The 22,409-nt window shown below is 49.4% G+C and carries 37 protein-coding genes; 1 reads left to right on the top strand and 36 read right to left on the bottom strand.

Features of this window, described 5'->3' with window-relative positions:
- Positions 1-2: 2 nt before the first annotated feature.
- From Q0R17_RS08625 to Q0R17_RS08460, 34 genes are all read right to left on the bottom strand, one after another.
- Positions 3-650, bottom strand: a complete 648-nt coding sequence (locus Q0R17_RS08625) for a DUF1834 family protein (protein WP_293934059.1) — start codon at positions 648-650, stop codon at positions 3-5.
- Entirely contained in the window at positions 647-1,066 is a 420-nt protein-coding gene (locus Q0R17_RS08620; protein ID WP_293934056.1) for a gp436 family protein, read from the bottom strand. Before Q0R17_RS08620 ends, Q0R17_RS08625 begins: the two co-directional genes overlap by 4 nt.
- Entirely contained in the window at positions 1,066-1,329 is a 264-nt protein-coding gene (locus Q0R17_RS08615) for a hypothetical protein (RefSeq protein ID WP_293934054.1), read from the bottom strand. The genes Q0R17_RS08620 and Q0R17_RS08615 overlap by 1 nt, the downstream gene beginning before the upstream one ends.
- A 10-nt stretch (positions 1,330-1,339) precedes the next feature.
- A complete protein-coding gene (locus Q0R17_RS08610) occupies positions 1,340-2,269 on the bottom strand; it encodes a hypothetical protein (protein ID WP_293934052.1) in 930 nt (309 codons plus the stop codon).
- Positions 2,270-2,286: 17 nt separating this feature from the next.
- Positions 2,287-2,739, bottom strand: coding sequence for a capsid cement protein (locus Q0R17_RS08605; RefSeq protein ID WP_293934051.1), 453 nt, complete (start codon positions 2,737-2,739; stop codon positions 2,287-2,289).
- Positions 2,736-3,869 (bottom strand): phage protease, encoded by a 1,134-nt coding sequence (locus Q0R17_RS08600; RefSeq protein ID WP_293934049.1) that lies wholly within the window; start codon positions 3,867-3,869, stop codon positions 2,736-2,738. The genes Q0R17_RS08605 and Q0R17_RS08600 overlap by 4 nt, the downstream gene beginning before the upstream one ends.
- Positions 3,870-3,924: 55 nt before the next feature.
- Positions 3,925-4,641, bottom strand: a complete 717-nt coding sequence (locus Q0R17_RS08595) for a hypothetical protein (protein ID WP_293934047.1) — start codon at positions 4,639-4,641, stop codon at positions 3,925-3,927.
- 262 nt (positions 4,642-4,903) lie between these two features.
- Positions 4,904-5,395: a phage virion morphogenesis protein gene (locus Q0R17_RS08590; protein WP_293934045.1), complete on the bottom strand. Its 492-nt coding sequence runs from the start codon at positions 5,393-5,395 to the stop codon at positions 4,904-4,906.
- 102 nt (positions 5,396-5,497) lie between these two features.
- A complete protein-coding gene (locus Q0R17_RS08585; RefSeq protein ID WP_293934043.1) occupies positions 5,498-6,799 on the bottom strand; it encodes a phage minor head protein in 1,302 nt (433 codons plus the stop codon).
- Positions 6,786-8,363, bottom strand: coding sequence for a DUF935 domain-containing protein (locus Q0R17_RS08580; protein ID WP_293934041.1), 1,578 nt, complete (start codon positions 8,361-8,363; stop codon positions 6,786-6,788). Before Q0R17_RS08580 ends, Q0R17_RS08585 begins: the two co-directional genes overlap by 14 nt.
- A 17-nt stretch (positions 8,364-8,380) precedes the next feature.
- Positions 8,381-10,003: a phage terminase large subunit gene (terL, locus tag Q0R17_RS08575; protein WP_293934039.1), complete on the bottom strand. Its 1,623-nt coding sequence runs from the start codon at positions 10,001-10,003 to the stop codon at positions 8,381-8,383.
- Positions 9,991-10,146, bottom strand: coding sequence for a hypothetical protein (locus tag Q0R17_RS08570; RefSeq protein ID WP_293934036.1), 156 nt, complete (start codon positions 10,144-10,146; stop codon positions 9,991-9,993). The genes terL and Q0R17_RS08570 overlap by 13 nt, the downstream gene beginning before the upstream one ends.
- Positions 10,136-10,327, bottom strand: a complete 192-nt coding sequence (locus Q0R17_RS08565) for a hypothetical protein (RefSeq protein ID WP_293934033.1) — start codon at positions 10,325-10,327, stop codon at positions 10,136-10,138. The genes Q0R17_RS08570 and Q0R17_RS08565 overlap by 11 nt, the downstream gene beginning before the upstream one ends.
- A gap of 5 nt (positions 10,328-10,332) precedes the next feature.
- On the bottom strand, positions 10,333-10,842 hold the full coding sequence (locus Q0R17_RS08560; RefSeq protein WP_293934031.1) for a DUF1804 family protein: 510 nt from the start codon (positions 10,840-10,842) through the stop codon (positions 10,333-10,335).
- Between the two features lie 5 nt (positions 10,843-10,847).
- Complete coding sequence (locus Q0R17_RS08555) at positions 10,848-11,078, bottom strand: hypothetical protein (protein WP_293934029.1); 231 nt, start codon at positions 11,076-11,078, stop codon at positions 10,848-10,850.
- The gene (locus tag Q0R17_RS08550) at positions 11,078-11,284 is read right to left on the bottom strand and encodes a TraR/DksA C4-type zinc finger protein (RefSeq protein WP_293934026.1); all 207 of its coding nucleotides are present in this window, start codon (positions 11,282-11,284) and stop codon (positions 11,078-11,080) included. Before Q0R17_RS08550 ends, Q0R17_RS08555 begins: the two co-directional genes overlap by 1 nt.
- A 5-nt stretch (positions 11,285-11,289) precedes the next feature.
- The gene (locus tag Q0R17_RS08545; RefSeq protein WP_293934023.1) at positions 11,290-11,877 is read right to left on the bottom strand and encodes a hypothetical protein; all 588 of its coding nucleotides are present in this window, start codon (positions 11,875-11,877) and stop codon (positions 11,290-11,292) included.
- Positions 11,867-12,097 carry a hypothetical protein gene (locus tag Q0R17_RS08540; protein ID WP_293934021.1) on the bottom strand — a complete coding sequence of 77 codons (231 nt, stop codon included), beginning with the start codon at positions 12,095-12,097 and terminating at the stop codon, positions 11,867-11,869. The genes Q0R17_RS08545 and Q0R17_RS08540 overlap by 11 nt, the downstream gene beginning before the upstream one ends.
- 3 nt (positions 12,098-12,100) lie before the next feature.
- Positions 12,101-12,622 carry an N-acetylmuramoyl-L-alanine amidase gene (locus Q0R17_RS08535; RefSeq protein ID WP_293934020.1) on the bottom strand — a complete coding sequence of 174 codons (522 nt, stop codon included), beginning with the start codon at positions 12,620-12,622 and terminating at the stop codon, positions 12,101-12,103.
- 130 nt (positions 12,623-12,752) lie between these two features.
- A complete protein-coding gene (locus Q0R17_RS08530) occupies positions 12,753-13,310 on the bottom strand; it encodes a hypothetical protein (RefSeq protein WP_293934018.1) in 558 nt (185 codons plus the stop codon).
- 62 nt (positions 13,311-13,372) lie between these two features.
- A complete protein-coding gene (locus Q0R17_RS08525) occupies positions 13,373-13,819 on the bottom strand; it encodes a Mor transcription activator family protein (protein ID WP_293934015.1) in 447 nt (148 codons plus the stop codon).
- On the bottom strand, positions 13,816-14,223 hold the full coding sequence (locus Q0R17_RS08520; RefSeq protein WP_293934013.1) for a gp16 family protein: 408 nt from the start codon (positions 14,221-14,223) through the stop codon (positions 13,816-13,818). Before Q0R17_RS08520 ends, Q0R17_RS08525 begins: the two co-directional genes overlap by 4 nt.
- Before the next feature lie 62 nt (positions 14,224-14,285).
- Entirely contained in the window at positions 14,286-14,720 is a 435-nt protein-coding gene (locus Q0R17_RS08515; protein WP_293934010.1) for a hypothetical protein, read from the bottom strand.
- A 90-nt stretch (positions 14,721-14,810) separates the two neighbouring features.
- Positions 14,811-15,110, bottom strand: a complete 300-nt coding sequence (locus Q0R17_RS08510) for an HU family DNA-binding protein (protein WP_293934008.1) — start codon at positions 15,108-15,110, stop codon at positions 14,811-14,813.
- An 89-nt stretch (positions 15,111-15,199) separates the two neighbouring features.
- Complete coding sequence (locus Q0R17_RS08505) at positions 15,200-15,442, bottom strand: hypothetical protein (RefSeq protein ID WP_293934006.1); 243 nt, start codon at positions 15,440-15,442, stop codon at positions 15,200-15,202.
- Position 15,443: 1 nt separating this feature from the next.
- Entirely contained in the window at positions 15,444-16,052 is a 609-nt protein-coding gene (locus tag Q0R17_RS08500) for a DUF3164 family protein (RefSeq protein ID WP_293934003.1), read from the bottom strand.
- Entirely contained in the window at positions 16,049-16,393 is a 345-nt protein-coding gene (locus Q0R17_RS08495) for a hypothetical protein (RefSeq protein ID WP_293934001.1), read from the bottom strand. The genes Q0R17_RS08500 and Q0R17_RS08495 overlap by 4 nt, the downstream gene beginning before the upstream one ends.
- On the bottom strand, positions 16,384-16,608 hold the full coding sequence (locus tag Q0R17_RS08490) for a hypothetical protein (protein ID WP_293933998.1): 225 nt from the start codon (positions 16,606-16,608) through the stop codon (positions 16,384-16,386). The genes Q0R17_RS08495 and Q0R17_RS08490 overlap by 10 nt, the downstream gene beginning before the upstream one ends.
- A gap of 1 nt (position 16,609) precedes the next feature.
- Complete coding sequence (locus tag Q0R17_RS08485; protein WP_293933995.1) at positions 16,610-16,915, bottom strand: hypothetical protein; 306 nt, start codon at positions 16,913-16,915, stop codon at positions 16,610-16,612.
- On the bottom strand, positions 16,912-17,241 hold the full coding sequence (locus Q0R17_RS08480) for a helix-turn-helix transcriptional regulator (RefSeq protein WP_293933994.1): 330 nt from the start codon (positions 17,239-17,241) through the stop codon (positions 16,912-16,914). Before Q0R17_RS08480 ends, Q0R17_RS08485 begins: the two co-directional genes overlap by 4 nt.
- Positions 17,228-17,836 carry a hypothetical protein gene (locus tag Q0R17_RS08475; protein WP_293933993.1) on the bottom strand — a complete coding sequence of 203 codons (609 nt, stop codon included), beginning with the start codon at positions 17,834-17,836 and terminating at the stop codon, positions 17,228-17,230. The genes Q0R17_RS08480 and Q0R17_RS08475 overlap by 14 nt, the downstream gene beginning before the upstream one ends.
- Positions 17,836-18,579 carry an AAA family ATPase gene (locus tag Q0R17_RS08470; RefSeq protein WP_293933991.1) on the bottom strand — a complete coding sequence of 248 codons (744 nt, stop codon included), beginning with the start codon at positions 18,577-18,579 and terminating at the stop codon, positions 17,836-17,838. The genes Q0R17_RS08475 and Q0R17_RS08470 overlap by 1 nt, the downstream gene beginning before the upstream one ends.
- A 23-nt stretch (positions 18,580-18,602) precedes the next feature.
- Positions 18,603-20,744, bottom strand: a complete 2,142-nt coding sequence (locus Q0R17_RS08465; RefSeq protein ID WP_293933989.1) for a Mu transposase C-terminal domain-containing protein — start codon at positions 20,742-20,744, stop codon at positions 18,603-18,605.
- A 103-nt stretch (positions 20,745-20,847) separates the two neighbouring features.
- Positions 20,848-21,348 (bottom strand): hypothetical protein, encoded by a 501-nt coding sequence (locus Q0R17_RS08460; RefSeq protein ID WP_293933987.1) that lies wholly within the window; start codon positions 21,346-21,348, stop codon positions 20,848-20,850.
- Positions 21,349-21,461: 113 nt separating this feature from the next.
- On the opposite strand from Q0R17_RS08460, the gene Q0R17_RS08455 reads away from it, so the two are divergent.
- Positions 21,462-21,734 carry a hypothetical protein gene (locus Q0R17_RS08455; RefSeq protein ID WP_293933985.1) on the top strand — a complete coding sequence of 91 codons (273 nt, stop codon included), beginning with the start codon at positions 21,462-21,464 and terminating at the stop codon, positions 21,732-21,734.
- Between the two features lie 154 nt (positions 21,735-21,888).
- Here Q0R17_RS08455 and Q0R17_RS08450 read toward each other — a convergent pair whose 3' ends face one another.
- Positions 21,889-22,101: a hypothetical protein gene (locus tag Q0R17_RS08450; RefSeq protein WP_293933983.1), complete on the bottom strand. Its 213-nt coding sequence runs from the start codon at positions 22,099-22,101 to the stop codon at positions 21,889-21,891.
- 46 nt (positions 22,102-22,147) lie between these two features.
- A partial coding sequence (locus tag Q0R17_RS08445; RefSeq protein ID WP_293933982.1) for a helix-turn-helix domain-containing protein occupies positions 22,148-22,409 on the bottom strand: 262 nt, incomplete at its 5' end.

Genomic DNA, 22,409 nt, shown 5'->3' with positions numbered 1-22,409 from the left:
GGTTAGCTCCTCAAATTAATAATGTCGGTGGCTTCCGGTTTACCGTCACCGGGTGGCGTTAAATCGTGCTCCAACCGGATGCGAAGCAAGTCAGGATCAGGCAGATCTTTACGCCCGTGATTCCCCACAAAAACAACATCAGCGGCCCGTCCATCTACTGGCCAGTGACCGTTTTCTAAAGCGTGCTCTATCCATGCGGTTGAAAACTCACAAGCAAAGATACTGACGGCGTCATGGCCCAGCTTGGTGTTATAAAGCGTGCGAACGCGCCCAGGCTGCAGGTAATCTATCGCCAGCCCTAAATCTTGCTGCTGCAAAAGTCGCCGCACCGACCGCACTAATTGATATGCGCCCACTTCACCCACACCACCTTGCCTTGCTGCGTTGTGATTGCGGATATTGCGAGCGGCGCACATCACCACCCATTGCCCTGATGCCTTGATGCTTTTTTCGCTGGTTTTTGTTTTCTCAGAGCGGATAATCCCGCCAAAAGTCACCCAAACAGCAGGGAAGCAACGGATCACTTCAGGCGTTAAATCATCTAATTCACCGCCATAGTTTTCCACTGAGGTTGCCAGTCGGCCCAAACCTTGTTTCAGCCGCGCCACCAGTGCGTCTTCGATTTGTTCCAGGCTAACTGGCGCACTCATAGCTGGCCCCGCCCGAAAACCGTCCCTGCAGACACAATCTGAATTGTGTTACTGGATACCGGCGCAATACCGCCACCATTTGGCATCCCGCCCAAAGTCAGCAAACCTTTGTTAATTTTTTCTAAAAGCTTGATGGCGTCCTGATAACGATCACGAATTTCATCTGTGGTTGCCACTCCTGCGCCACACAGCCGATAGCGGGTGATATCACAAGTGATGCCAACTAATAAACTGGGCACCGGCTGCAGTGGAATGATGTAGCGGCTCGCCAAATAAGCATCAATCTCGGTGCTGGCATTGGCTATTGTGCGATTTAATATCGTGGCATCCACCACACCGCTATAGCTACGGTCGGTGAGCGCGATGACTTCACGCTCACCGAAACGATCTAGCATATCTGTTTGGCTGGCATACATTAGATGGCTGCTTCTTTATAACTGGCGCTTTCTTCTTCCTGTTTGCTAGCCGCAGCACTATCTTCAGAGGAAGGATGTTGCGGCAGTGTTTCTTCAGCAACAGCGAAAGGGGGTAAATCAAAGCGCTCAATTACGCCAATCTTGAGCAGCTCTTTGGCGTCCTTTTCTGGGAAACTTGTATATTCACCAATCATAAAGTCCCGCTCGATCACCACATCACCTTCACGAACGCCGTGCTTAACAGGTTGCAATACACGAAACATGGCCAGCTCCTTACGCAGGGTTTTGGATTAAGTAACCAGCAATAATCCCACTAATTACCGGCACGCGTTCGTAAGTGACTGGATAAATCCAGCTCTTGGCATTGTTGTCGTAATACGGCTGTTCAGCGGCTGGATTGCCTTCCATGGTGTAGGTATATCCATAAGAAGGCTCATCCACATCAGAGAGCGCACCCTCTGGGACATACGCCATGACTGCATTGTTGCCCCAGATATCTGTAGCAGCCCCGGCATCCGTCCAATAAACAGCCGCACCAACAGTGACTTTCTTTACATTGAAAATACCGGCCAGCATGTCTGCAGTGATGGATTGCGCACTCGTAAACTTAAAGCGCTCAATAATTTTTGGATTATTTTTTGCGGCGTTAAATGCCAGCGGTGAAAGGTTTAATACATTGGGATACAAGCCGCACTGTGAGCGGATCGCCTCACGACCCACATCAACACACGCCACAATATCGCAGCCTGGATCAGACCACTTTGCAGCACCTGCTAACGCGATTTTATTACCTACAGGGTAATTGGCAGGGTTACATGCGATCCCCGCTTGAGCCACTTCAACTGATAACTTCAAGGCTTTCATGGTTTTCTTTACGGCACCACTGCCAAGGTTAATCCCTGGGACTTGAGCGGCATCGCGCTGGTGCTCGCGTGGCACCATGCCTTCTAAACTATGGTTTTCAAGGGCAAATGGACGGCCCAAGTAACCATATTGCACACGACGGGTATTGGAGCCAGGAGAGCGAGCAGAGGAATAAAGACGAAAGGCTTCCCGGCCAAACTCCAGAACTTGCCCACCAGAAGCGGCAACGGGCACCTCAGGAAAAAGATTCATCCCGACAAACTCTTGGTTTCCATAACCTTGGGCAACTGTAGTCAGAATTGGATCAATCACACGTACTGCAGCATTTGTTAACGGCATTTAATTCCCCTTAGCGCTTAGCGCAACAGAACTTCAATAAATTCACCTGCACCAGCGCTTGCTTGTAGTGCATACCCAATTAAATGCTGCGGTAAGTCCGCGCCGGTTACTGCAGCATTTCCAGCCAGAATTCCGCCATTGGCCGCTGTAGATGTAACTGCAGTCGCACCCGCCGCAACAGTTAGCCCACCCACCGCAACACTTAATGCAGTGCAAACAATTACTCGCCCAGACGCATCACATGTAAGTGGTTGCCCTACAGCAATGGCCGCGCCGGACTCCGCTGGTGAAGTGCCTAAAATAGTAAGATCAGTCCACTGCCCAGAGGCTGCACCTCGTCGCGCAATGCCATAGACCTTTTGCCCTGCCGCAGTGGCTTGTGCTCCGTTAAAGCCCACACAGCGATATTCTTGAATCGCGCCGACTGCCTGTACTGGCAGATTTAATAAGGCAATAGCTTGCTGACTCATTGTTGTTTCTCCATCGTCAATACTGCGGTTTCATACAACATGCCTGGGTTGGCGGCTTGGTAGGACAGCGCTTTTTTATGTAGAGACAACGTCGCTTGATTGACCTGACATCCCACTGGGGTAATAAAATTGCCACCATCACTTACATGTGGGATTGTTTCTGATGATTTACCCTTGGTTTGCGTTGTGCTTAATGCGGCTAACTTTGGGGCTTTATCGAGATAACCTTTTAGTGCTGAAATATCTTGTGTGCCAAAGTTGCGTGCCCATTCTTCTTGGGCTGGAAACAAACGACCATCAGATAGCGCTACAGTGATCAATTCATCAACTTCATTGACTTGCTGCTGAGTAGATAACGCGGCAAGCTTTGTTTGCAGCTCATGCATGATTTCGATGGGCACAAACTTAGCTGGGTCAGCTGGCTTTGCTGAAAGTGCTGCAATTTGAGTTTGTTGCTCTGCCAATAACTTGGATAAATCGACGCTGGCCGCTGCAGTGTCAGTGCCACCTAATTGCGTCATTAACTTTTGCAGCTGAGCCTTAACATCATCAGCCGTGGCTCCTACTGGCAAATTTAACAGCCAGCGTAATTGCTCAAGAAGCTCTTCCATTTGGGGTTCCTGTGGTTGGGTAGTAAGCGATACCAGGCGTGACAATGCCGCCACAGAAAGCGGGGGCAGTTCATCCAGTGCAGGGGTATTCGTTAAAGCAACATGCAACAAACCCAACACACGGCCGGTTTTGTCATAGGTAAAAACGGGGGAGATATAGCGGTATTCTTTAGCTGCAATCATTGTTGCAGCAGGATCGGTCCAATCCACCATGGCGTACAGCCCATCGCCATCGTGCCATACCAACTCTTTAAACCAACCTGCAGCGGGTGCAGGCTTTCCGTTTTCAGCCGCGTTTAGCGTTTGATGTTCATAATCGACCACTGATAGCGTTTGTTGGCGGGCAGCGGCCGCAACGAGGAGAGCTGCATTTTCAGAGTCCAACACCCAAGCTGTGCAGCCTTCTGGCCGACCATCACGGGCACGAAACTCGCCAGCAGGCAAAAGCTTAATTGCTTGCTTGATTTCTGTTGTGAGTTCAACCGACAGAGCGGCGAAGAGAGGGGCTGGATATGTCATAGCCCCGATTATCGGGGCTATGTGGGGAGTGGCTAGGGGGGAAGAGCTTCAGTGCTTACTCAAAATAGCCCAGCTCTACTTTCTTAAACCATGGATCGTTAATACGAGAAACAATTTCTTTAAGCTTGTTAATTTCCTCAACAGACAAATAGTATGTTTTAGTCAGGGCACTACGATAATCTTTTAAATATTTACTGTCGCTAGCGGAGAGTGGATGCCTCAGTGCATGATCAATAAAAAAAGCCGTGGCATAGCATTTTTGTAATCGCTCCATATAAAATGGTTCAGCTTTTTTTCTTTGGCTTTGGTCGGTATTAACAATATGCCGCCTTGATTTTTCATCTAGTTTTCTCGTTGATTTCCACTGCTCATAATAAGGGTTGAATGGCTCAAATTTCGCGCGAAAAAAGCCGAGTGCTCTTAACTTCTCCATTCTCAGGCGTAAATAGCTAATAGCAAAATCATCAAGGTTTTTTATTTCATCCTCATCATGATCCTCATGAGAAGACGCGCCACCGCCACTACCTACATTTGGTCCGGTAGGCGTAACAATTAATATTGCGCCTTTGGTGAAGTCCGGTACTTTCTCCCCCCAATTTGTATCAAAGGTGTTTTTTTCTGCACATGTCGGGCCTGCAACGTACTCCCTCCCGTTTTCATCCCTCAAAATGCGTGCAATCCCTTTATGTAGATAGTGATTGCCGCCATTGCCTTTAAAATCGCATGGCGTTTTTTCTCCGACAAAATCAATTCGATCTATGAAATATTTCAAGACACCTCTCCTTTTCTTAATAAAAAATTCAGAAAAGAAAATATACCTGAAATGTATTCGGGTTTAGTGCGGTAAGTCCGCAAATTTCAGCCCGACTTAAACGATCAGGCACAAATTGCATTTTTACCTCGCCATTACGGCGATGCATCGCCTAATCCAGCCCGTTAACTGGTGTTAACTCGCAATAGTTAAGACTTAAACGAGCGTATCTGTATCCCCACACCACACAACGCATTAAAAAGGGTTTGTGTGGCTTTTCAGATTACCCGCCAATCACCCCCCGCAAGTAATCGCTCACGGTCTGCTCGATCTCATCTTCATCTTCTGGTGCGAGTACTAAAAATGGTCTTGCAGGGATTTTGCTGCCAGGGTGGTTTACGGATCTGGCAAAGCGGTTGCCAAATTTCAGGGCTTTGGCATTTCTTGCCACAATCCGGTGTGGGCGGGTTTGCCCTCCAAACTGGTGGATGGCTGCATACTTCACATTCGTCCCAACCATCGCTGTATCCGCACTACTACTCGGCACAATAGAAGCGGCAAGGCGGCCAGAGGCTTGCAGTATCTTTCCCCCTGGGCGGCCTGGTGGTTTTAGTCCTTGCCAGCGTGGCCGGCCTTCCTGTGCAAAGTTTTCTTCTACGGCATCCCACATTACATCGGCAATTTGCCGCATCAGCGGCGCTGGATGGGCGGCTGCTTTTTTTAAACGATCAAACAAAGAGTCTAATTGTTTAATGTCGATTGAAATTTCAATCACAGCTATACTCCAGTAGTGGCCTCAGAAACACGGTGAATACTCTCGGCCGTAGGACGTTGTAAGACGGATCGCGTGGGGGTGAAGAGAGAGTCCCCCCTGAGGCTACATTCCCACCAAATCATTCTGCAGTACGTCGCCTTTCTTCATGGCCTGCTTTGCTGCAGTCATACTGCTTTCCCGGAAAGAGGTCAGAAACAGGGCTTTGCCGCTCTGGGTTGCCTTCACCACTGCGTGATAAATTTTCCCTTCCCGCCTGATAAACACCAGATTTAACTCGCCCTGGCGAATAATCAGCTGTGCCTGCTCTATGACAGACTGCACACGCCAATAATCAGCCAACTCAATATTTTGCCCTTCCCGTGCCACCAGCTGCTTAAGCACCGTATCGTCAGAGAGCCACACCGTCTGTGCTTCTGACTTCAATAGTTGCCGGTATTCTTCTGAAAGTACGGCCACAGGGAAACGTTGCCCAGTACTGAGCTGCTGGCGAGCAGCCTCTATCAGTAATGCATTGCTTAGCTCTGGCTGAGCTTTACGTAAAACAGCAACACCTTGCTCTAAGCCCTGATGCCACGTTTTAAAAGCTGGCCCCGTTAAGCTACCCTGTACATACTGGCGAGCGGTGGCCTTAGGGTATTTGTCTAGCGCGGGTTGAAACGCAGCTTGTCCGGGGTTATATCCAAACCCTGCATCTGCAGTGAATTTTTCACCCGTGGCTAACTGGTAGCTAGGCACTTGACGTGTCGTGCCTTTTTTATCAATCAGTTGCTCTGTGGTTCCCATACGGCCTTCGCTATTACTAATTGCTAAGTCCTTACGATCCACATCACGAGCTGAACGAGTACGCACCCTGCAGCGGCAGTTCCAGCCATTTGGTGGATAGAAGCTTTGCCAAAAGGCATCATCAAAGCGAAAAATTTGGCCAGAAAGGGCCGCATGGCGGGGGCGTGTTCGGCTGTCTAATACAGCTACATATTCCCACCAAGGGCGAGCATCGGCGCTGGCCAGTTGCTCGCGGTAGCGCCCAGCCATATACGCAGATTGCATATTGGTACGAAAGATCGTTTCTAAGCGTCGTGGGTTTAAGCGTTTCCCCACCACTTCACCCGTGGCCTCATCAACGATATGGCCCTTACCCCACCAGCCTTTTTCTTTCAGTGTGGGAATAAGATTGTTTTTAAACTCTTGCAGGGTGCCGCCGTTCTTCAGCAGCTTATCCAGTTCGCCCCGGATGTCTTGCAGCACATCCAGCTTGGTGACACCGGCCACCGTAAATGATTTAGCGTGCGCTTCTGCCCAGACGTCTTGCCACTTAAACCCAATGGCGTAGCCCTTACCCTCAAAGTACTTGATGGCCTCTTCAGGCTGCAGGCCAATGGCAAAGCCAAGGTCAGGCAGCGGCATTGATGCGTCCCCATACATCGGCAACGAATAAGGCCTGCGTTAACATCGCTTGTAATTCACCCTCACCCAGATCTGGCCATGCATTTGAAAGCGCAGCAATAATCTCATCGGGGCCATCACCGGCATTAATTTGCCGAATCAGCGGAGCCAGTAAGATTTGCACTGCATCATCCAGCTGTGGCAGTTCTGTGGCATCGAGCGCGTGCTGATCCGGGTAAACCACTTCGCCCTTGCCATTACTTAAAACAGCGCGAAATTTTGCATCCGCCACCTGAGGCTTGGGGCGTAGCTCAGGAGGGAGGGCCATCTCCGGGCGCGGTGCAATCAGCACGTCATCCTCTTTTTTTGCTATAGGAATGGCTAACTTATTGTGTACCCACTCTGTTTTTACCTTTAAGCCCAAGCCTACTAATTTAGGCAAGGCGTCGGCATACAGCTTTAAATCTTCCGGTTGACGGGTATCAAACTTAAATTTGGGCAAACGTCGTGGATCAACTTCGCCCAAGTTAAGTGCCAGCAATGGGTAAATCAGATCACGGGTCAGCGTGCTGGCCAACTGCCTGGCATCAGATACTTTTAGATCGTGGCGCACTTCGTTATGCACATTACCTAAAGCATTGGTGCTGCTTTTACCATCGGCTTGGCTGGTGAGTGTGCCGCCCAAAATTGCTTTTGATTGTGACTTTTCGCACCAATCCACCATACTGAGGAAAGGGCCTTCGCTGCCTTTGGCCGCTTCCTGAAATTCAATCAACATCCCTTCCGGAATAATCCCCGCCGCATTATGGCCAATACTGGCCACGGCTTGCAGTAAGGTGTTTTTTTCTGCATCCGTGCTACCGCTAGGATATTTGCCCAGGCGCAGCGGTAAGCCATAAATTTCCAGAAACTCAGCCAAATCACGCACTGAGTAATTCTTAAATAAGTAGGGCCACGCCAGCACCCGATGCAAACCTGCGCGGTTTAAATAACCAGACTTGGCTTTATGTTTATGAATAACCCAGCCAAAGGGCCATAAACCGGCACCTTCTAATGAGCCATCACGCAGGCGCAGCTCGTTGCCATCATGCTGCAGTGTTTGAAACCAGCGCTGTGGCCGGTGTGTTAAGGTCTTGGGGTGCCACTCGCGGCCTTGCTGCTGCCAGTCGATCTCTAAGGCAGCAAAGCCATGGCCGATGCCATCAAGAGAATCCAGCATGACATCTTCAAAATCAGCAATATCCAGTAACCACTCTTGAACCTGATCAGCCTGTTTTTTTTCAGTAGGGCTGGCATTGCGGGGCGGCTCTACGCTCCAATCCAAAGTGAGCAAGGCACGCTTACGCTTACTCATCTCGGCAAAGATATGCGCATCTTTCTCTTCCATATCGCAAAAGAGATCCGCCTGTGCCGCCAGATTGCCCATTTCTGCGCTTTCTAAGATTTGCGCCAGCCTTGGCGGGGTGAGTCCCTTTGCAGGGTGTTGGGCAAACTCACGCGAGGTATGGGTCAGTCGGGATGATTGCGCTTCACGCAGTACCGCCTGCTCAAAGGGATGACCATATTGATCAAGAATGCGTGCCATTTTATAAGTCTCGTGGTTTACCAAGCACCGCCACCGCCAAATTGGCTGTGATTGCTGACTGGTGTAAATGCAATTTGGCCAAAGCCCGTGGTGGCGGCCATCCAGAGCATTTGCAAAGCATCGGGGCCGTCATCGTGATCTGCCATTGGAAAGTGCCGCAGCTGATCCAGCATTGTGGTTTGGCTTGGGTGAAGACGAATTAAGGCATTAGCAACATGGGGCTGGATGCTTTCAATTCGCAACAATTTATCTGTACTGGGAATGATGGCGCGAGCAGGGACAGGAATACCCGCAATCGCAGCACGCTTCACTAATTCAGTACGTAAAAACTCTTGGAACTGCACCGCCTCGACGACCCATAGCAAGCAGCGGTATTCCTTCTGCAGCGCAATCACATCACTAATGATCTTGTCTGGCAGACGCTTACGAATAGCGGCTTCTACAACATCCAGCACGCCGGTATGCCGATTAAAGCCACCAACTAGCAGGGCCGAAGGATCACGGCTGGCACCTTTTTTACCCAGTGACGGATCACAAGCACCATAAAACACCCATTCAGCAAGGCGGTTAACCCAGAACTGGATGCAATTGGCAAAGGGTGCGGAATCACCCGCCACCGGATCATTTTGATATTCGGAATCAAAGGCAGAGTGCCCATCACGCGCCCGGATTTTCATGAGCTTTTCAATCGGGCGAGCTGACCAGGACACCTGTGCCCCTGCATCCATCAGCGCTTTTTTAGCAGCATAAAATGCATCAGCAACGTCTTCGCCCTCATTACGCAGCACTTCTTCCCAGCGCTCCCACAGATCCATACGATCTGGCCAACGGAGAACGGCTTTAAAACGGGCGGTCTTCCATAGTTTGTTGCCCAAAGTGCGAGACAGCACGGAGTCGTAATGCAAAATCGTGCCGATGTACACCACGTCAAACTTAGCAACGGCACCGCCTAAAGGCAGTACTGTTTTCTTCAGCCACGATTCCAGCTTATCGCGCTGCTCTGGGCTGCGGACTTGCTCATCATTTTCAATATCATCCAGCACGCAAAGATCTGGCCGGTGCGGGCCATGGCGCAAACCACGCAGTTTCTTACCTGAGCCAGCCACCTGAACCTTGGCATCATTCTTTAACACAATCGTACCGGCCTGCCATACGCGCCCTTGGCCCGCAATCTCAGGAAAATCCATCTCCAGGCGCGGATTAAATTGCAGCTCCGCTTTGATCGCTTCTAACATCGGATAGGCTTGATCAATACTATCCATCACGATGACAGGATATTTTTTACGCCCTGTAATCAAACACCACAGCACAAACAACTGAGAAACCAATGTCGATTTGGCTTCACCCCGTGGTGCAGCGATTGCATCTGTTTCGCTTTTATCACTACTCACCAGTTGCGGTAAGCGGTGAAACAGATGCTCATGCAGTTGTGAGCGCTCAGGGAATTTCACATAATGCGGAAAGTAGTTTTCAACAAAAAAGGCATAGCCATGGACCGGATCAAACACACGTAAGCGACGGCTGGCCGTTTCCGCAGGGCTAGGATCAAAGCCAGTGACTTCTGCCTCAATCGTGCGGCGTAGCTCAACCGCCAGTTCGCCCAAACCCTTAAGAAAATCTTTACTGTTTAGTTTGGACATTCAGCGCCAACTTTCAGCTTCATTTCATTCATATAGCTGGTATGCCAAACCAACATGGCAAAGTAGCGCCGCTCGCTCGTGGCCCAAAAATGTTGCCAGCGATACCACATCAGAACATGGCCGTTATCGAGATCAGCACTCATCAGGAGATGCCGCAAAGTATGCACCTACTAAAGCCAATGCCATCTGTCCATGGCCTTTGGGATATTCAGCCACAACATGACGAATTTTTGCAGCTGCTTCAGTTACCATTTTCCGGTCTTGCAGCGGTAAGTCTGTAATCGTTGCTTGGATTGCCATCAAGGTAATCTGATCTTCATTCATGATATTTACCCGTAAGTTTTGGCCAGCTCAGAGCCAAATGGCTCCAGCACCTCTACAAATGCCGCTGCATGTTGCGGGTAGTGCTCGCGGATATACCCCGCTAACTTTTGCACTACTTGCATGGCAGTGGCTAATTCACTGGTATCTGGTAGCACCCGTTTACTTGCCGCCACTGTTTTGTTGTATGAATCGGCAAGGCTAGCCAGCATCGTGACACGGACCATTGGTGTTAGCTTTTGCCCTTCATCATTGGCGTTAAGCGTTTCCATAACGGATTGGTACTGCAGCAAAAACCCAGCCAACATTTGTCTGGCCAGCTCTTCCATACTGCCGCCTGCCAGTGTTTGTGCGGCCCGCAGCTTGTCCCAATCATCGCCTTCAGCCGCAGCATCGCTTTTCCAGCGCCGTGCCGTTGCAATAGCGACATTGCACTGCAGCGCACCGATTTCTAATGCCTGCTGATCAAAGATGTACATACGGCGTAATTTATCGCGCGTCTCTTGTGGGTGAGCCATCTATGTCATCCCAAATGCAAAACAGAACGCTTAAGAATTTCCACTGCAATCGCTGTTCCTACTGCAGCAATGCCACCGCTGATTGCGCCTGACTTGGCCGCTTGTACTTCCACGGTGCGCATACGCTCATCCAGTCCATCAACTCGGTCAGATAACTGGTTTTGATTACCAATAATCATATCCAGCTTGCCTTCCATACGGCCCAGCATTAACGCCAGCGAGTTCTGATCAGCCATCAGGCCTTTCCTTTTTCAAAAATGGTTTGACAGCTAATACAACGGGTACAGCCAAGGGCTGCGGCTTGGCGGGCAGCAGGAATTGCTGCACCGCAATCTTCACACTCAGTGGCGCTAATGCCATGCGGTGCATTTTTACGCGTATGGGCAATGGCTTCATCTCGCTGCAATTGCTCCAGCTCGCTGGCATGGTCAAAAAGATCCATTACCTTTACTCCCGATGCCAATCAATCAACTGATTGAGCTGCGCCTCAATGCCTTGGCAGCGCAAGCTGTTATCAATGTGATTACTTAATAGGTCGGCTTGCTGGATGGGGCTGGCGGCAAGATCATCATCAAGGGAGTGGCTGGTTTGGGCTTGATCAGCAGCACTACTGGGGGCTGAGGCGCTGGGATAATTTGCAGGGCTGGCAAGGGCGCTGTTCCAGCTGCGCACGAAGCCAGCAGTAAACACGCAAGCAGGCAAAGGCTGTGGGCTAGACGCTGGGCTGGTTTTATAGACTGTCGTAACACGGGCAATGCTCCTGTTTAAACTGATCCGGGTTTCTGCAAGCTGGTTGCGGGTTTGATCCAGCTCTAGTGCAACCTTCTCGCTACGGGCCTGCATTGCCAACCGTTGCATCATGGCCTGACGGGCAATATTCAGCCGATCTAATAAGGTACTTTCCTGCACCTGTAATTTTTCTAATTTGGCACGCTGGCTGGCAATGTCATATGCAATCGCACCACCTAGGCCTAAACCGCAAGCAAACAGGCTAATGGCAACAAACAGCTTGATAAATAAGGGGTTAGATAGCATTGCTACCTCCTATTGATTTACGATTTGCAAGCCAGCGTTGCGCAACGGCATAACCACCCACAACACCCAAATAAACCAACCAGCCATCGCTGCTTAAAGTGCCAGCAAAACCTTGCTTGATAAAAACCGCAGTGGATGCTGCACAAGCGATGTTGGCCCATAGCTTGGTATGACTTAAACGGTTTGTTTGGGGATTGGTCACCAGATCAGAAAGGTTCATTGCTTAGCCTCCGATCAAGGCAGATTTAAGCGGTTGCATACCACCAGCCAGCCAGTCGGCAACAGTAAAGCCAGGGCATGTCTTGATGTATTCATTTGAGGTGATTTTTCCATCACCATTTAAATCTGGTGATAGATCACGATGCCCGCATACTTTTGCACTGGGGTAGCGGTTTCGCAGTTCACGTACAAGGGAATGCAAGGCTTCAAATTGGCGTGTAGTGAATTGATCCGTGCCCACTAAGCAAATGCCAATAGATGCCATGTTATGCCCGGCCACATGCGCACCAATTTCTTCAATATTGCGGCCAGTGTCTAAGCGGCCATCACAATCAATCACCCAGTGATAGCCAATTGCGAATAATTTAGGATTAAACGCCAGCCGCGCTGCATCAGTGCGGCGAAACCCGCGTGTGCTATGCCAAACATCAATTGTTGCTGCAGCTGTTTTGAGCTTGTCATCCCCAAGGCGCTTACCGTTTGGTGATGCAGAGCAGTGAATTACAATGGTCTTGATGGGGCGCATGACAGGCTCCTGAGTGGATACCTGTCATTTTGGTGGAAGGGGGTATTGCGGCTTGGGGGGATGGGGTTCAGTGGGAATTAAAAAACCCCGCATGCGGCGGGGCTGGGACTTATCATATAGCTTTCTGCAATTACGTTTTCACTGGTGTCAGAACTATGCCTGATTTCTCGCTAAACCAAATATTTAAATCAATATTCGGTTTGGATTTTTTTTGTACTTTTACAACTTCAAGCTGCCCATTAAATGCATCCATCATTGCAGAGGCAGCTATAGTGCCAGGTACAAACTTAAGGCGTTCTGTTCTTATCAATTCGTCGCCGTAAAAAGTCATCGTTTTAATATAGTCACATGGCTCGTTGCACTCGAAAACATCGAACTCCTCTTTTTGCTGTAAGTAGATTTGATGTTTCCCATTTTTTTGTCCAGCATACTTAATCATGATCAAAGTACCCGCAGCCTGGCCTTGATCGGTTTCATTTTTGCTAAGTACTCTTTCATAACCATACTCAGACCCATCACGCATAACATACCAATGCTTTGGTGATACGGGCGACACATCTTCATGAGGCTCTGGCACAATCTCTGCCTCACTGCTTGCAACCACTTTTGGTGCTGCAGCCTCGTTTTTTTCTGCTCCACATCCAGACAATGCCAACCCAATTAGCAATAATGCGAGAGAATGTTTCATTATGTTCCCCTTTTAGAATGGCAATATGCTAAATCAATTCCGGCTACTTCGTCATGATTCGCTTAAAACAAACTGACTTGAGTTGCACAAACAACATCAGCCTCTTTTAAAATCTCCCACACCCGGCGATCTGATAGCTGATGATCCCTGGCTAATTTCATCACTGCGCGGCTGCCTGACTCTTCAAGGGTATAAGCATCAAAATCACGGCGAATCAGGCGATTACGTACTGCACGAATGGCCGCTTTGCAATTGGCAACGTATAAAACATCGTTGCCTTTAAAGTGCTTGGCCAACAAAGTCATTTCCTTATAGCCAACTACTTCTGCCATGGCTTCAAAAGCGATCTGGCCTTCACGATTCTTGCCCTGGGGAATAAGAATGCTGGTGCCGCCATGGTGTTCAACCAGGCGCATCGTCGCTGTTAGGCCAATCAGCCCCACCAGCTCTTGTACGACGTGAGGGAGTAAGGCGATATCTGCCTGGGTAAACTGCTCTAGCTTAATCATGTGGTTCTCCCAGCGCGTTTTGCGTTGTAGGTCAGCGCGGCCACGATCTTTTGCAGCTGCTCGGCATCGCACCAATCAACGCGATCCACTTTAAACATCCGCTTTGCCATTGCATGGGCATAGTTCCAGTGGCGCTGTGCTTCGGTCAGCTGGGCTTCAATTTTGCCCATTAATGCGGTTTTATCCTGCGTTGGCTGAGGCCGTTTACCATGCTTTACTGTTGCCTTGGGCTTAAAACCACATTTCTTTAAATGCGCCATCACCTTCATGGCCAAGGGCACCGTTAAATCCTTAGCCGAACTCACGCCCGCCACGTTTTGCAACATCAGGCGATAAGTATCGTCATCCATCGCTAATTGTTTTTTAGCAACGTGAATCTTGGCGAGTTGAGTACGATCAAGCATGGGTTTTCCTTGGAAATTCACTTCGCACAAACCGCTTGCTAAAACGGCTTGTACGCAGGGAATTAAATGGCTTCTAATGGCTCAGTTTTTTCAATAAGCGATACGGAGTCACATACCTTGCATAAGTGATTGATGGCGGTCTTTCCATTACCCCAATCAGGCAAGTAGAAAGTAGTAGATCCGCTAAAATATGGATCGTTTTTTACATATCGCTTTCCCAGCTTTTTTTCTAATATTGCTTTTTTTGTAGGGCTAACATTCGGCCGTACTAATCTGCGTAAGAATTTGAATTCTGGATATTCGCCTTCTTCTGTAGTGATCCACGCTGGGTTAAACGTGCCATTTACATAAGTCACTATCCGATAAGAAATGCTGGTGGCTTTAAAGCGCTGCACCTGTAAATCAATGCGATAGCCATCGCACATTAACTTGACATGCCCCCATGGATGGCTCAGTTCTTTAGCCAGCTTTTCCTTTTGCTCTTTAGTTAGTTTCATAGTTTTTCACCGTTAAATATAAAAGGGCGAAGCATCCGGCCAGATTCACTTCGCACAGCGTCCTTACATAAAGACGCTGTACGCAGGGAATTAGCGCGTTAGATTAATGGCCGTTTTCAGCTCTTTACCGGGGCTGAATTTAGGAGCACGGCTGGCGGCAATCGTGATTGCTTCACCTGTGCGTGGATTACGACCTTCACGCTCTGCACGCTCAACCACAGAGAACTTGCCCAGCCCTGGCAAGCTCACTTCATCACCTTTAGCTAATGCGCTCTGAGTGACTTCAACCAAAGAGGCTAGTAAGGCTTCAACGTCCGCCTTATTCACTACACGGCTATGGCTTAACTTCATTTTTTCAGTTACTTGGTTAATTAATTCTGACTTATGCATGTTTTGCTCCTTATGAGCGTGAAAGATGGGACTTCTTCTGCGGCTAATTAACGCCAGTCGCGCGCGGTTATTGCGGAAAACATCGGGCCTCATTGCAGTGTGGTGTTTTGAGAATTGAGAACCACAACCATGCCCTCTGTTTTGCCATCCAGACTCGCCTTTGCTGCATCCAGAAATTCATGGATAAAGTCAGGAGGTGCCAGCCCACGCAGACTCCCAACAGATAAACAAATCAGTTGCGAAAAAAACTGGACTTGTTCTTGCGGGCTTAATTGCAAGGCCGGTTTAATTGAGCCAATAGCCAGCTTGCTGGTTTTTTCAGTGTTACTCATGTCAAACCCCAGCCATATCTAGTGGAATCTGCTGATACTTGCCGTTTTCGGTTCGCTCATATACCCGCACATAGTCTTTACTACACTGCACGCGGATGCTATCGGCTAAGGCCCCCATCGCCCGGACCCATTTAGGGTCTGCAATCGCTAAACGACGCAGGCCAAGGATACGACCCGTTGAAATTTGCCCTTGTTTATCAACTTGGAAGGCATCGTTAATAATGGCTTTTATTTCACTCCGTGCCCCTTGGCTCCATTCATGCATACACTCATCAATCAAGGCCTTGGCAGCAAGCAAGCCCTCATCAAAAGCCAGTGTTTCATTGATCGCCCGAATAACTTTGTACTGCCCATCGAAGCTGGTGAGCGTTACATTGCCTTTCACACCGCCCAGATTTGCATCGTATTGCTCTGCGGCTAAATGAATGAAAGCATCAATATCGCCAAATAAATCCACTTTAAAAGAAGCCATCGCGGCACTTTGGACCTTGGCTTTTTTTACGATTTCTTCAACCAAATGATGGCGGGTCAGATCAATGGGCTTAATTTGATCCAGGGGAATCAGACGGTTTTTACCGTCTTTCATATAGCCTTCTGTGCTGATACTCATGCTTTTGCTCCCTGCTTTAAGTGTTGCTTTAGGTTTTCCAGCGCACTACGGCTTTTTTGTATGCGTTCTGGTGTAAAAAAATCATCACCACTGTCTGGCCGTGGCAGATACCAACGTTTAGGCTGATAGGTTTTTCCTCTGGCCTCTGGTAATGGTGGGAGCGGTGGCCGCTCATCAATGCCAGCCTCTTTATCCGCAATGACAATAAGCTCACTTTGGTAGTCATCCCACACTTTGCGGCGGGCAAGTAGCCTATCCATTCCTCCCTCTACCAGCGCGTCAACAGACCGGCTCAGTTCGGCCCTTGTGGCTTCATCCAGTTGGCTAAGATTTAATGCCATGCCAGCGTGACGCCGTCGTATTGAGCTAGGTTGATACCATTTTTCTTAAACATCAGATGGGGCACCACGTCCACGGGCGGCTCGCTGGCCAGTTGCAAACGGCCACCTTTGTCATAGTCCACAGCCTGCACTGTGATTCCAGCCTGACGCAGCAGGCGAATGACACCATTGAGCTTGGCTATTTTTTGAGTGAATGCTTCAGTAAGAACTTGCATATCAAACCTCCTGTAACCAACGGACAAGGCAACCTCGTACATCAAATTGCCACATTTCAAACTCACGATTTTGTACCCGCATGCGCTGTACGATTTCAGCACCAAACTCTTCTTTAAACTTGATGCAATAGCTCTTGGCATACTGGATCAGCACATAAGGTTTACCGCTGATTTCATCGTGACTGCCTTGCAGCTGGACCTCCACCTCGCGGCAATGCAACCAATGAATGGTGCGAGCCGCCAGCAATGCCCGCTGGGCCACCATCATTGCCTGCTCTAAGCCTGTACGCTGGGTTTGACAAGTCATCGCGCTACCCCTTGGCTGTTTGAGCAACCCTTGCAAATAAGCCACTGGCCCATTTTGTTCGGGTTATGTGTAGGAGCCGGACCCGTCGCAGCGTTTTGGCACTCGCCCTGTGTGATCGTTTTACCCAGCGCCGGGCAAGCTAAGGTTTGAGCCAATAAACCTTGCTCAATTTTTTTACCAATCCGCTCCGGCGTCGGGTAGGTGCCTGCCAGTAGTTTGCTAACAGCGGCATTACTGATGCCTAATTTCTTAGCGGCTTGCCGCTGGCTGGTATTAGCCACTTCTTTCCGCAAAATCGGCATCCAAACTGCATTAGTCGTCGTCATGCTGGATCTCCTCTTGCCAAACAATCTGGTCTAAATTAGGGTCAAACACAAAGCTTTTGCGCCCAATGACTGGGGGGCGAGGACCGGTGTATTTACCGGGCTTTAGAAAGAAAACAGCTTCTTTGCCTCGTTTTCTTCTGCCTAAATAGTCTGCGACTTCTAAATGCTGTAAATATCGCCGGGTTTTGCTATAACCCAGCTCGCAGAGCGGTGTATTGGCATGAGCGATCAGCGACTTGATGCTGAACTCTCGCAAGATATTGATCGTGCGCCACAGTATTTTGTCGGCATGGTGATAGCTCACCATGATGCTGCCATCCCGATGTAACTGAGGGCATTCAATGCCTACATCCTTTATCAGCTTGTAGTGCAGGCCTTCACGCTGATTGGCTGGCTCATAGGCTTGCTGGATAAACCCACCTTTATGCAGAGCATCCATGTAGTGACTGATGTGTGTTGACTCCACTAGCGTGTCGCTATGGATCAAAAAAATACTGAAATCTTGACGACGGGCGCGGATGGATTCCCAAATCTTTTGTTTATTGCTGCGCCGCCCAATGCGCTTTATGAGTTGAGGCTGGGTAAGCGCAGCCATTACTCACCACCACGACGCGGTGCGCTGCCGGTATAAAGCGTGCGATTGCCCCAATGCTCACGGGTAACTACATCCCAGCCTTCGTTAATCGCGGTTTCTTTGATGAATTCCAGATTGTTCACGGCCAGGCGCACGCTGCCTTTAACCTGCTTAACCAGCACAGCCAGCAGATCATCGGCGACGGTGACAGGGCCGCAATACATGGCCATCAGCTTGTGCGCATCAGCCAGGCACACAGGCTGTGCAGGTGCCCAGCGGAAAACGCGGCCGTAGAAGTTTTTATGCTCAGCTAATTTGAAGCTAAGTGCTTCTTCGCCTACGCAGAGAATGGCGGATTTATTGCTGTTGTCGTGTAAATCGCGAATCAGATTCACTTTGGCAGCACTGCTGGCGGCATAATCAAATTCATCTAGAATCAGCAGGCGGCGGCTGGTAGCCAACTGCTCTGCAGCCTGATCCAACATCTGGCTGAGCGTACCCACGGCAGTGACACCCAGCTCAAATAGGATTTTTTGCAACATAACTTTGCGGGTCCAGGTATCAGACAAACGCACGTAATAACCATCATGCAGATTAGCGACACGGCTAACGGCCACGGTTTTACCAAAGCCAGAAGGGCCATACATCACGCCAATCCCATCTTGGCCTGCTGAACGATTCAGCAATGTTTCTGCGACGACTGCAGCCAGTTGAATATTGGCTAAATCAGCCATGCCGTTGACGATTGAAGAAGTTTCTTGCATGATCATTCCTTGATGTTGTGTGTTTATGCCTGAACAGCTTTGCTTTGGTCGGCCTGCTGTTCTTGTTTGTAATGCCGGTTTTGCGCTTTCCATTCATTACCCTGCGGGTATGTTCCGTACCAGTACTGGTCCTTGTTGTTGTCGATAATGCCCCCCGTTTTTACGATTTGGTCCAGTGCCAGCCAGCGCTTAAAGCGTTGATCTGGCGTTTCTGGCAGCGTTAACACTTTGGCTGTTTTTTGTTCTGCGACCTGCGCTAACTTTTGCATTCCTTCCCTTAAATCATCACTTAAGCCACCTGCGGCATGCGGCGTATCCATCGCTTGCAGGGCTTCGCCTGCTGCTTTCATGCCATGACTGGTGTGAGCCACTGACGCCTTAGGCATCATCACCACCTGATCAGCCTCGGTGGCGCGATGCAGTAGAATCTCTTGCACAATGTCATCGGTTTTGGCGCGCTTCTGCGTGGTTTTTAAGGCTTTTTTCGCTTCTTTCAATGCAGCCAGCTGCATGGCCTTAGCCTGCATTGCGACTTCTTGTCTATCCATTCCGGTGCGCTGAGGGTCTTCTGCAATGCAAATAAATGCGCCGCAATCATCAAATACATAAATCCGCCCCAAATCAGTAGGGTCTAGCTTGATTTGCACGCTGTTATTGACATGCAGGGCCAGCACATCAGCGATATAGAAACCGTTGTCGTACTGAATTCCCTTTTTACCGACAATGCGCGGTGCGCCCAGCTCGGCCAGCAACACATCTAATACGCGTGGGTTATCAATTCGGCGAATCGCCGTATTCCATTCAGCTACCATTTGAAAAGGCGTTTTGTCATCTAATCCGCCGTGCTCGTCATGGTGGTAAACGTTGTTAATCCAGTCGTCGCAAAAGGCCTGCAGTTGGGTGCTGCTCATGTTGACTTCTAAAACACCGTCTTTTTCAAACAAGCGCTCACTAAAAGCAGCACGGGCTTCTAATTCTTTGCGATCTGCCACGTTGTGGCCGATATAACCATCCAGTAGCTCCATCAAGCCATGGCTGAACGTTTTAAAGAAACGCTCAATATGCGGCTTATGCCAAGGCTGAAATGGCGGGCAGCGGTGCTGTTCAATACCTAAAGCACTAAAAATAGTTTCTGCGTATTTACCAACGTATTCTTGGCCGTTATCGGTCTTGGCCATTTCTGGTACGCCCCAATCCAGCAGAGCAGAACGGAATAAGGACCCCATGGCCAGCGCCGTACTGGTCTTACTCACCAGTAGTTTTACGCGACGGCTATATGCATCAATTACGCCTTGGATCTGGTAGCGGCCATCCGTCAACATCACATCTGACGGTGTAGAGTCGAATTCCCACCACTGATTTAGGCGATCCGCACGATGCTCACCAAAGGCCACCATATGCTTATTTTTCCAAGCATCTGGGTTAGCTATGGCCATCAAAGCGCCCGCATTTTTAGCTTTCCACTGTTTCACAAAGCGGGTTAAGGATGTTTCGCTGGGCAAGGTAATCTCTGCATTACCCGCAAACCGTGCCTTAGCGGCATCAAATAACTGCGTGATTTTGATATGCGGCTTGGCGATCATTAAACCGATTACAAAATCATTTAACTCCGCTTGCTCACTAACAATAAAGCGGCCCTTGCGGTGCTTACCGTCCAGCTCATCAACCAGAGCCTCTAAACCACTCTTTTGGTAGCCCGTCACCCAAGACTGCAAACTGCGTATTTTCATCTGCTCAAACACGCCCCGTGCAGCCACCAGCTCTGGATAAGCCAGCGCCCCAAACAAATGCGGATACACATCGCAAAAGCTTTGATAAAGCGCGGTAGTCAGCTTGGGCCAGCCTTTCAGCTTTAAGTAGGTATGCCAGCTCATTACCACTGCACGGCGAGCTTCAAAACGGCGTTGCTGTTTAGGCGAGAGTGTAGATAAGCGAGCTAAAACAGCCTGATCCGCTTTCTGGCGAATGGAGTAATCCAGCAAGTCCCCTTGCAAGCCGCCCACCAAGTCACTGGCCTGTTGCTCCAACTTCGCTGCTTTGCTGGCATGGGTGATTTGGGTATGGATAGCAGTGAGTACTTCAGCAGGCACTTGGTATTCACGGCGTTTACCACCTTTACCACCATGGCCAGCTACATCTTGGAAGGGCCAGTTTTCACTTGCCATCTTCAAATGCCATCCTTGACGTGAAGTTGGAAAATTTAACAACCTCATAGCCGCCAACTCTGCAGCGCTGTAATGGCCTTTGATCGTGGCTGTGACCATCTGCTTAACCTCGGTTCTTCATTTTATTAATCACATGTCTGCCTGCTCCGGATTGCGCCATTTCTAGCTCATCCTTAGCTAAGTCGGCACGTAAAGCCTTACCTAGTAGCATCTTTGCGCCATACTCAGCTAACTTCACATCCTCTTGCGTCACAACTACCATCTCAAGCTCGGCAGACATCCGTTCTAAAACTAACGTGCAGTTAGTCGCCTTCATCAGCGCTAAAATCGCATCGCCATGCGCACGGCGGCCACTCTGGCTGGGCGCACACCACTGGTCTAACTGAGCTTTTTCAATCTTACGGCCCAAAATGGCTGACATTTGTGCTGCTACTTCATCCCGATCTAGGCCCGCTAAACTATCGCCAATGGCCTGGCGCATAATCGCGTCACATGCGTTATCACCTCCGGTAGCTGGCGTTTCTGCTGCCTGTGGAAAGAAAAATTGAATACTCAATTGCCGATCATTCACACCTGCCAGCAACAACTCAGGCTTTCTCCTCATGCTAAAAACTCCTTGTTGGTTTCACGTAAATAATTTAGGTGAGGCTTCCAGCTTGGTTACAATCAGCGTGCAGCCCCTCAAACTGCGCCGACACAACCTCACTGGAAAACCTCATGGAACATAATCAGCAACAGATCAACCTCAATGTTCAAGAGCGCCTTCGTGCTTTAGAAGCCACTCACCAAATCAATTTATCTATGCTGATGGCGCTTATCGCAACGCACCCTAATCCTGTTTTAGCCAAAAGATCTTTCCTTGAAGGTAGCGAGCGCCTCGTAGCAATGTGGCTAAATAGCCCTTTGAAGGAAGATTGGATTGAGCGAGGAGTTGACTACCATGGCGTGCTTTTGCAGCACTTAGAGCACACCATTGCAACATCAAAGTAAACGGGTCTTCATATACGAAAGTGAGAGCAGGCTGTTTTTCGGCCTGCTCAGCCCGATCCGCCATGAGTGCAGGGCGGATCAACTGCAATACCAACCATCCATATATCTTCTTCATCACTGCCTTCCTATAAAGTCACAACGATCAAAACACCACTCACCAAATAAATCGTCCCTTCACCTGCCTCGGTACTCTTTTGCCCGGCTTGGCTAGCGTTTCTGCCTTGGCCGCTGCACATTCCAACGCCCTGGCCAGCGCTCTTAATTCCTTGGGGTAGACGGTTTGCCCATTACCGAGTGCCGATTCAATCTGCACCAAAACCACACCCTGCCGGTCATAGCCCAAGCTCACTTCTAGTGTTTCTGCCATTTTTATGCCCCTTGCCAAGTCGTCAACGCTAGTTGTCATGTTGTAATTAACCTTGTTGACACGTTGCAACTGCACTAAACTTCGCCTTACGAGATTTGATTAAACGTTGTCCATCACAACTCCAGCGGTCTGGCCATAATTCATGCAGTGGCTCACCTAAAAACTGAGCAATAACTAACTCGGCAGCGCGTGATGGATTGCGAGAGGCGTTTCGTACACTGCCTGGTGCAAGCCCCTTGTTTCGCGCCAGTTCAGTGAGTGAAGTGCCTTTTTTACGCACTGCGGCCTTAATGTCTTCTGGGTGCCAG

Origin of the sequence: Iodobacter sp. (assembly GCF_025352645.1) — a bacterium.
Classification (GTDB): domain Bacteria; phylum Pseudomonadota; class Gammaproteobacteria; order Burkholderiales; family Chitinibacteraceae; genus Iodobacter.
Note: the sequence above shows the minus strand (reverse complement) of the source record. Positions and strands in the feature narration are given on the sequence as shown.

Excerpts from the sequence above, each read along its gene's own strand:
- Q0R17_RS08540 (WP_293934021.1), bottom strand. The coding sequence starts at position 12,097 with ATGAACCTTTCTGATCTGGTGACCAATCCCCAAACAAACCGTTTAAGT.
- Q0R17_RS08580 (WP_293934041.1), bottom strand. The coding sequence starts at position 8,363 with ATGGCACGCATTCTTGATCAATATGGTCATCCCTTTGAGCAGGCGGTA.
- Q0R17_RS08500 (WP_293934003.1), bottom strand. The coding sequence starts at position 16,052 with ATGAGTATCAGCACAGAAGGCTATATGAAAGACGGTAAAAACCGTCTG.
- Q0R17_RS08545 (WP_293934023.1), bottom strand. The coding sequence starts at position 11,877 with ATGCTATCTAACCCCTTATTTATCAAGCTGTTTGTTGCCATTAGCCTG.
- Q0R17_RS08625 (WP_293934059.1), bottom strand. The coding sequence starts at position 650 with ATGAGTGCGCCAGTTAGCCTGGAACAAATCGAAGACGCACTGGTGGCG.
- Q0R17_RS08570 (WP_293934036.1), bottom strand. The coding sequence starts at position 10,146 with ATGAGTGCTGATCTCGATAACGGCCATGTTCTGATGTGGTATCGCTGG.
- Q0R17_RS08485 (WP_293933995.1), bottom strand. The coding sequence starts at position 16,915 with ATGACTTGTCAAACCCAGCGTACAGGCTTAGAGCAGGCAATGATGGTG.
- Q0R17_RS08565 (WP_293934033.1), bottom strand. The coding sequence starts at position 10,327 with ATGAATGAAGATCAGATTACCTTGATGGCAATCCAAGCAACGATTACA.
- Q0R17_RS08515 (WP_293934010.1), bottom strand. The coding sequence starts at position 14,720 with ATGAAACTAACTAAAGAGCAAAAGGAAAAGCTGGCTAAAGAACTGAGC.
- Q0R17_RS08495 (WP_293934001.1), bottom strand. The coding sequence starts at position 16,393 with ATGGCATTAAATCTTAGCCAACTGGATGAAGCCACAAGGGCCGAACTG.
- Q0R17_RS08585 (WP_293934043.1), bottom strand. The coding sequence starts at position 6,799 with ATGCCGCTGCCTGACCTTGGCTTTGCCATTGGCCTGCAGCCTGAAGAG.
- Q0R17_RS08460 (WP_293933987.1), bottom strand. The coding sequence starts at position 21,348 with ATGAGGAGAAAGCCTGAGTTGTTGCTGGCAGGTGTGAATGATCGGCAA.
- Q0R17_RS08530 (WP_293934018.1), bottom strand. The coding sequence starts at position 13,310 with ATGAAACATTCTCTCGCATTATTGCTAATTGGGTTGGCATTGTCTGGA.
- Q0R17_RS08505 (WP_293934006.1), bottom strand. The coding sequence starts at position 15,442 with ATGAGTAACACTGAAAAAACCAGCAAGCTGGCTATTGGCTCAATTAAA.
- Q0R17_RS08550 (WP_293934026.1), bottom strand. The coding sequence starts at position 11,284 with ATGGATCTTTTTGACCATGCCAGCGAGCTGGAGCAATTGCAGCGAGAT.
- Q0R17_RS08490 (WP_293933998.1), bottom strand. The coding sequence starts at position 16,608 with ATGCAAGTTCTTACTGAAGCATTCACTCAAAAAATAGCCAAGCTCAAT.
- Q0R17_RS08480 (WP_293933994.1), bottom strand. The coding sequence starts at position 17,241 with ATGACGACGACTAATGCAGTTTGGATGCCGATTTTGCGGAAAGAAGTG.
- Q0R17_RS08615 (WP_293934054.1), bottom strand. The coding sequence starts at position 1,329 with ATGTTTCGTGTATTGCAACCTGTTAAGCACGGCGTTCGTGAAGGTGAT.
- terL (WP_293934039.1), bottom strand. The coding sequence starts at position 10,003 with ATGTCCAAACTAAACAGTAAAGATTTTCTTAAGGGTTTGGGCGAACTG.
- Q0R17_RS08450 (WP_293933983.1), bottom strand. The coding sequence starts at position 22,101 with ATGGCAGAAACACTAGAAGTGAGCTTGGGCTATGACCGGCAGGGTGTG.
- Q0R17_RS08475 (WP_293933993.1), bottom strand. The coding sequence starts at position 17,836 with ATGGCTGCGCTTACCCAGCCTCAACTCATAAAGCGCATTGGGCGGCGC.
- Q0R17_RS08620 (WP_293934056.1), bottom strand. The coding sequence starts at position 1,066 with ATGTATGCCAGCCAAACAGATATGCTAGATCGTTTCGGTGAGCGTGAA.
- Q0R17_RS08555 (WP_293934029.1), bottom strand. The coding sequence starts at position 11,078 with ATGGCTGATCAGAACTCGCTGGCGTTAATGCTGGGCCGTATGGAAGGC.
- Q0R17_RS08610 (WP_293934052.1), bottom strand. The coding sequence starts at position 2,269 with ATGCCGTTAACAAATGCTGCAGTACGTGTGATTGATCCAATTCTGACT.
- Q0R17_RS08560 (WP_293934031.1), bottom strand. The coding sequence starts at position 10,842 with ATGGCTCACCCACAAGAGACGCGCGATAAATTACGCCGTATGTACATC.
- Q0R17_RS08510 (WP_293934008.1), bottom strand. The coding sequence starts at position 15,110 with ATGCATAAGTCAGAATTAATTAACCAAGTAACTGAAAAAATGAAGTTA.
- Q0R17_RS08525 (WP_293934015.1), bottom strand. The coding sequence starts at position 13,819 with ATGATTAAGCTAGAGCAGTTTACCCAGGCAGATATCGCCTTACTCCCT.
- Q0R17_RS08535 (WP_293934020.1), bottom strand. The coding sequence starts at position 12,622 with ATGCGCCCCATCAAGACCATTGTAATTCACTGCTCTGCATCACCAAAC.
- Q0R17_RS08455 (WP_293933985.1), top strand. The coding sequence starts at position 21,462 with ATGGAACATAATCAGCAACAGATCAACCTCAATGTTCAAGAGCGCCTT.
- Q0R17_RS08605 (WP_293934051.1), bottom strand. The coding sequence starts at position 2,739 with ATGAGTCAGCAAGCTATTGCCTTATTAAATCTGCCAGTACAGGCAGTC.
- Q0R17_RS08465 (WP_293933989.1), bottom strand. The coding sequence starts at position 20,744 with ATGGCAAGTGAAAACTGGCCCTTCCAAGATGTAGCTGGCCATGGTGGT.
- Q0R17_RS08600 (WP_293934049.1), bottom strand. The coding sequence starts at position 3,869 with ATGACATATCCAGCCCCTCTCTTCGCCGCTCTGTCGGTTGAACTCACA.
- Q0R17_RS08520 (WP_293934013.1), bottom strand. The coding sequence starts at position 14,223 with ATGCTTGATCGTACTCAACTCGCCAAGATTCACGTTGCTAAAAAACAA.
- Q0R17_RS08470 (WP_293933991.1), bottom strand. The coding sequence starts at position 18,579 with ATGCAAGAAACTTCTTCAATCGTCAACGGCATGGCTGATTTAGCCAAT.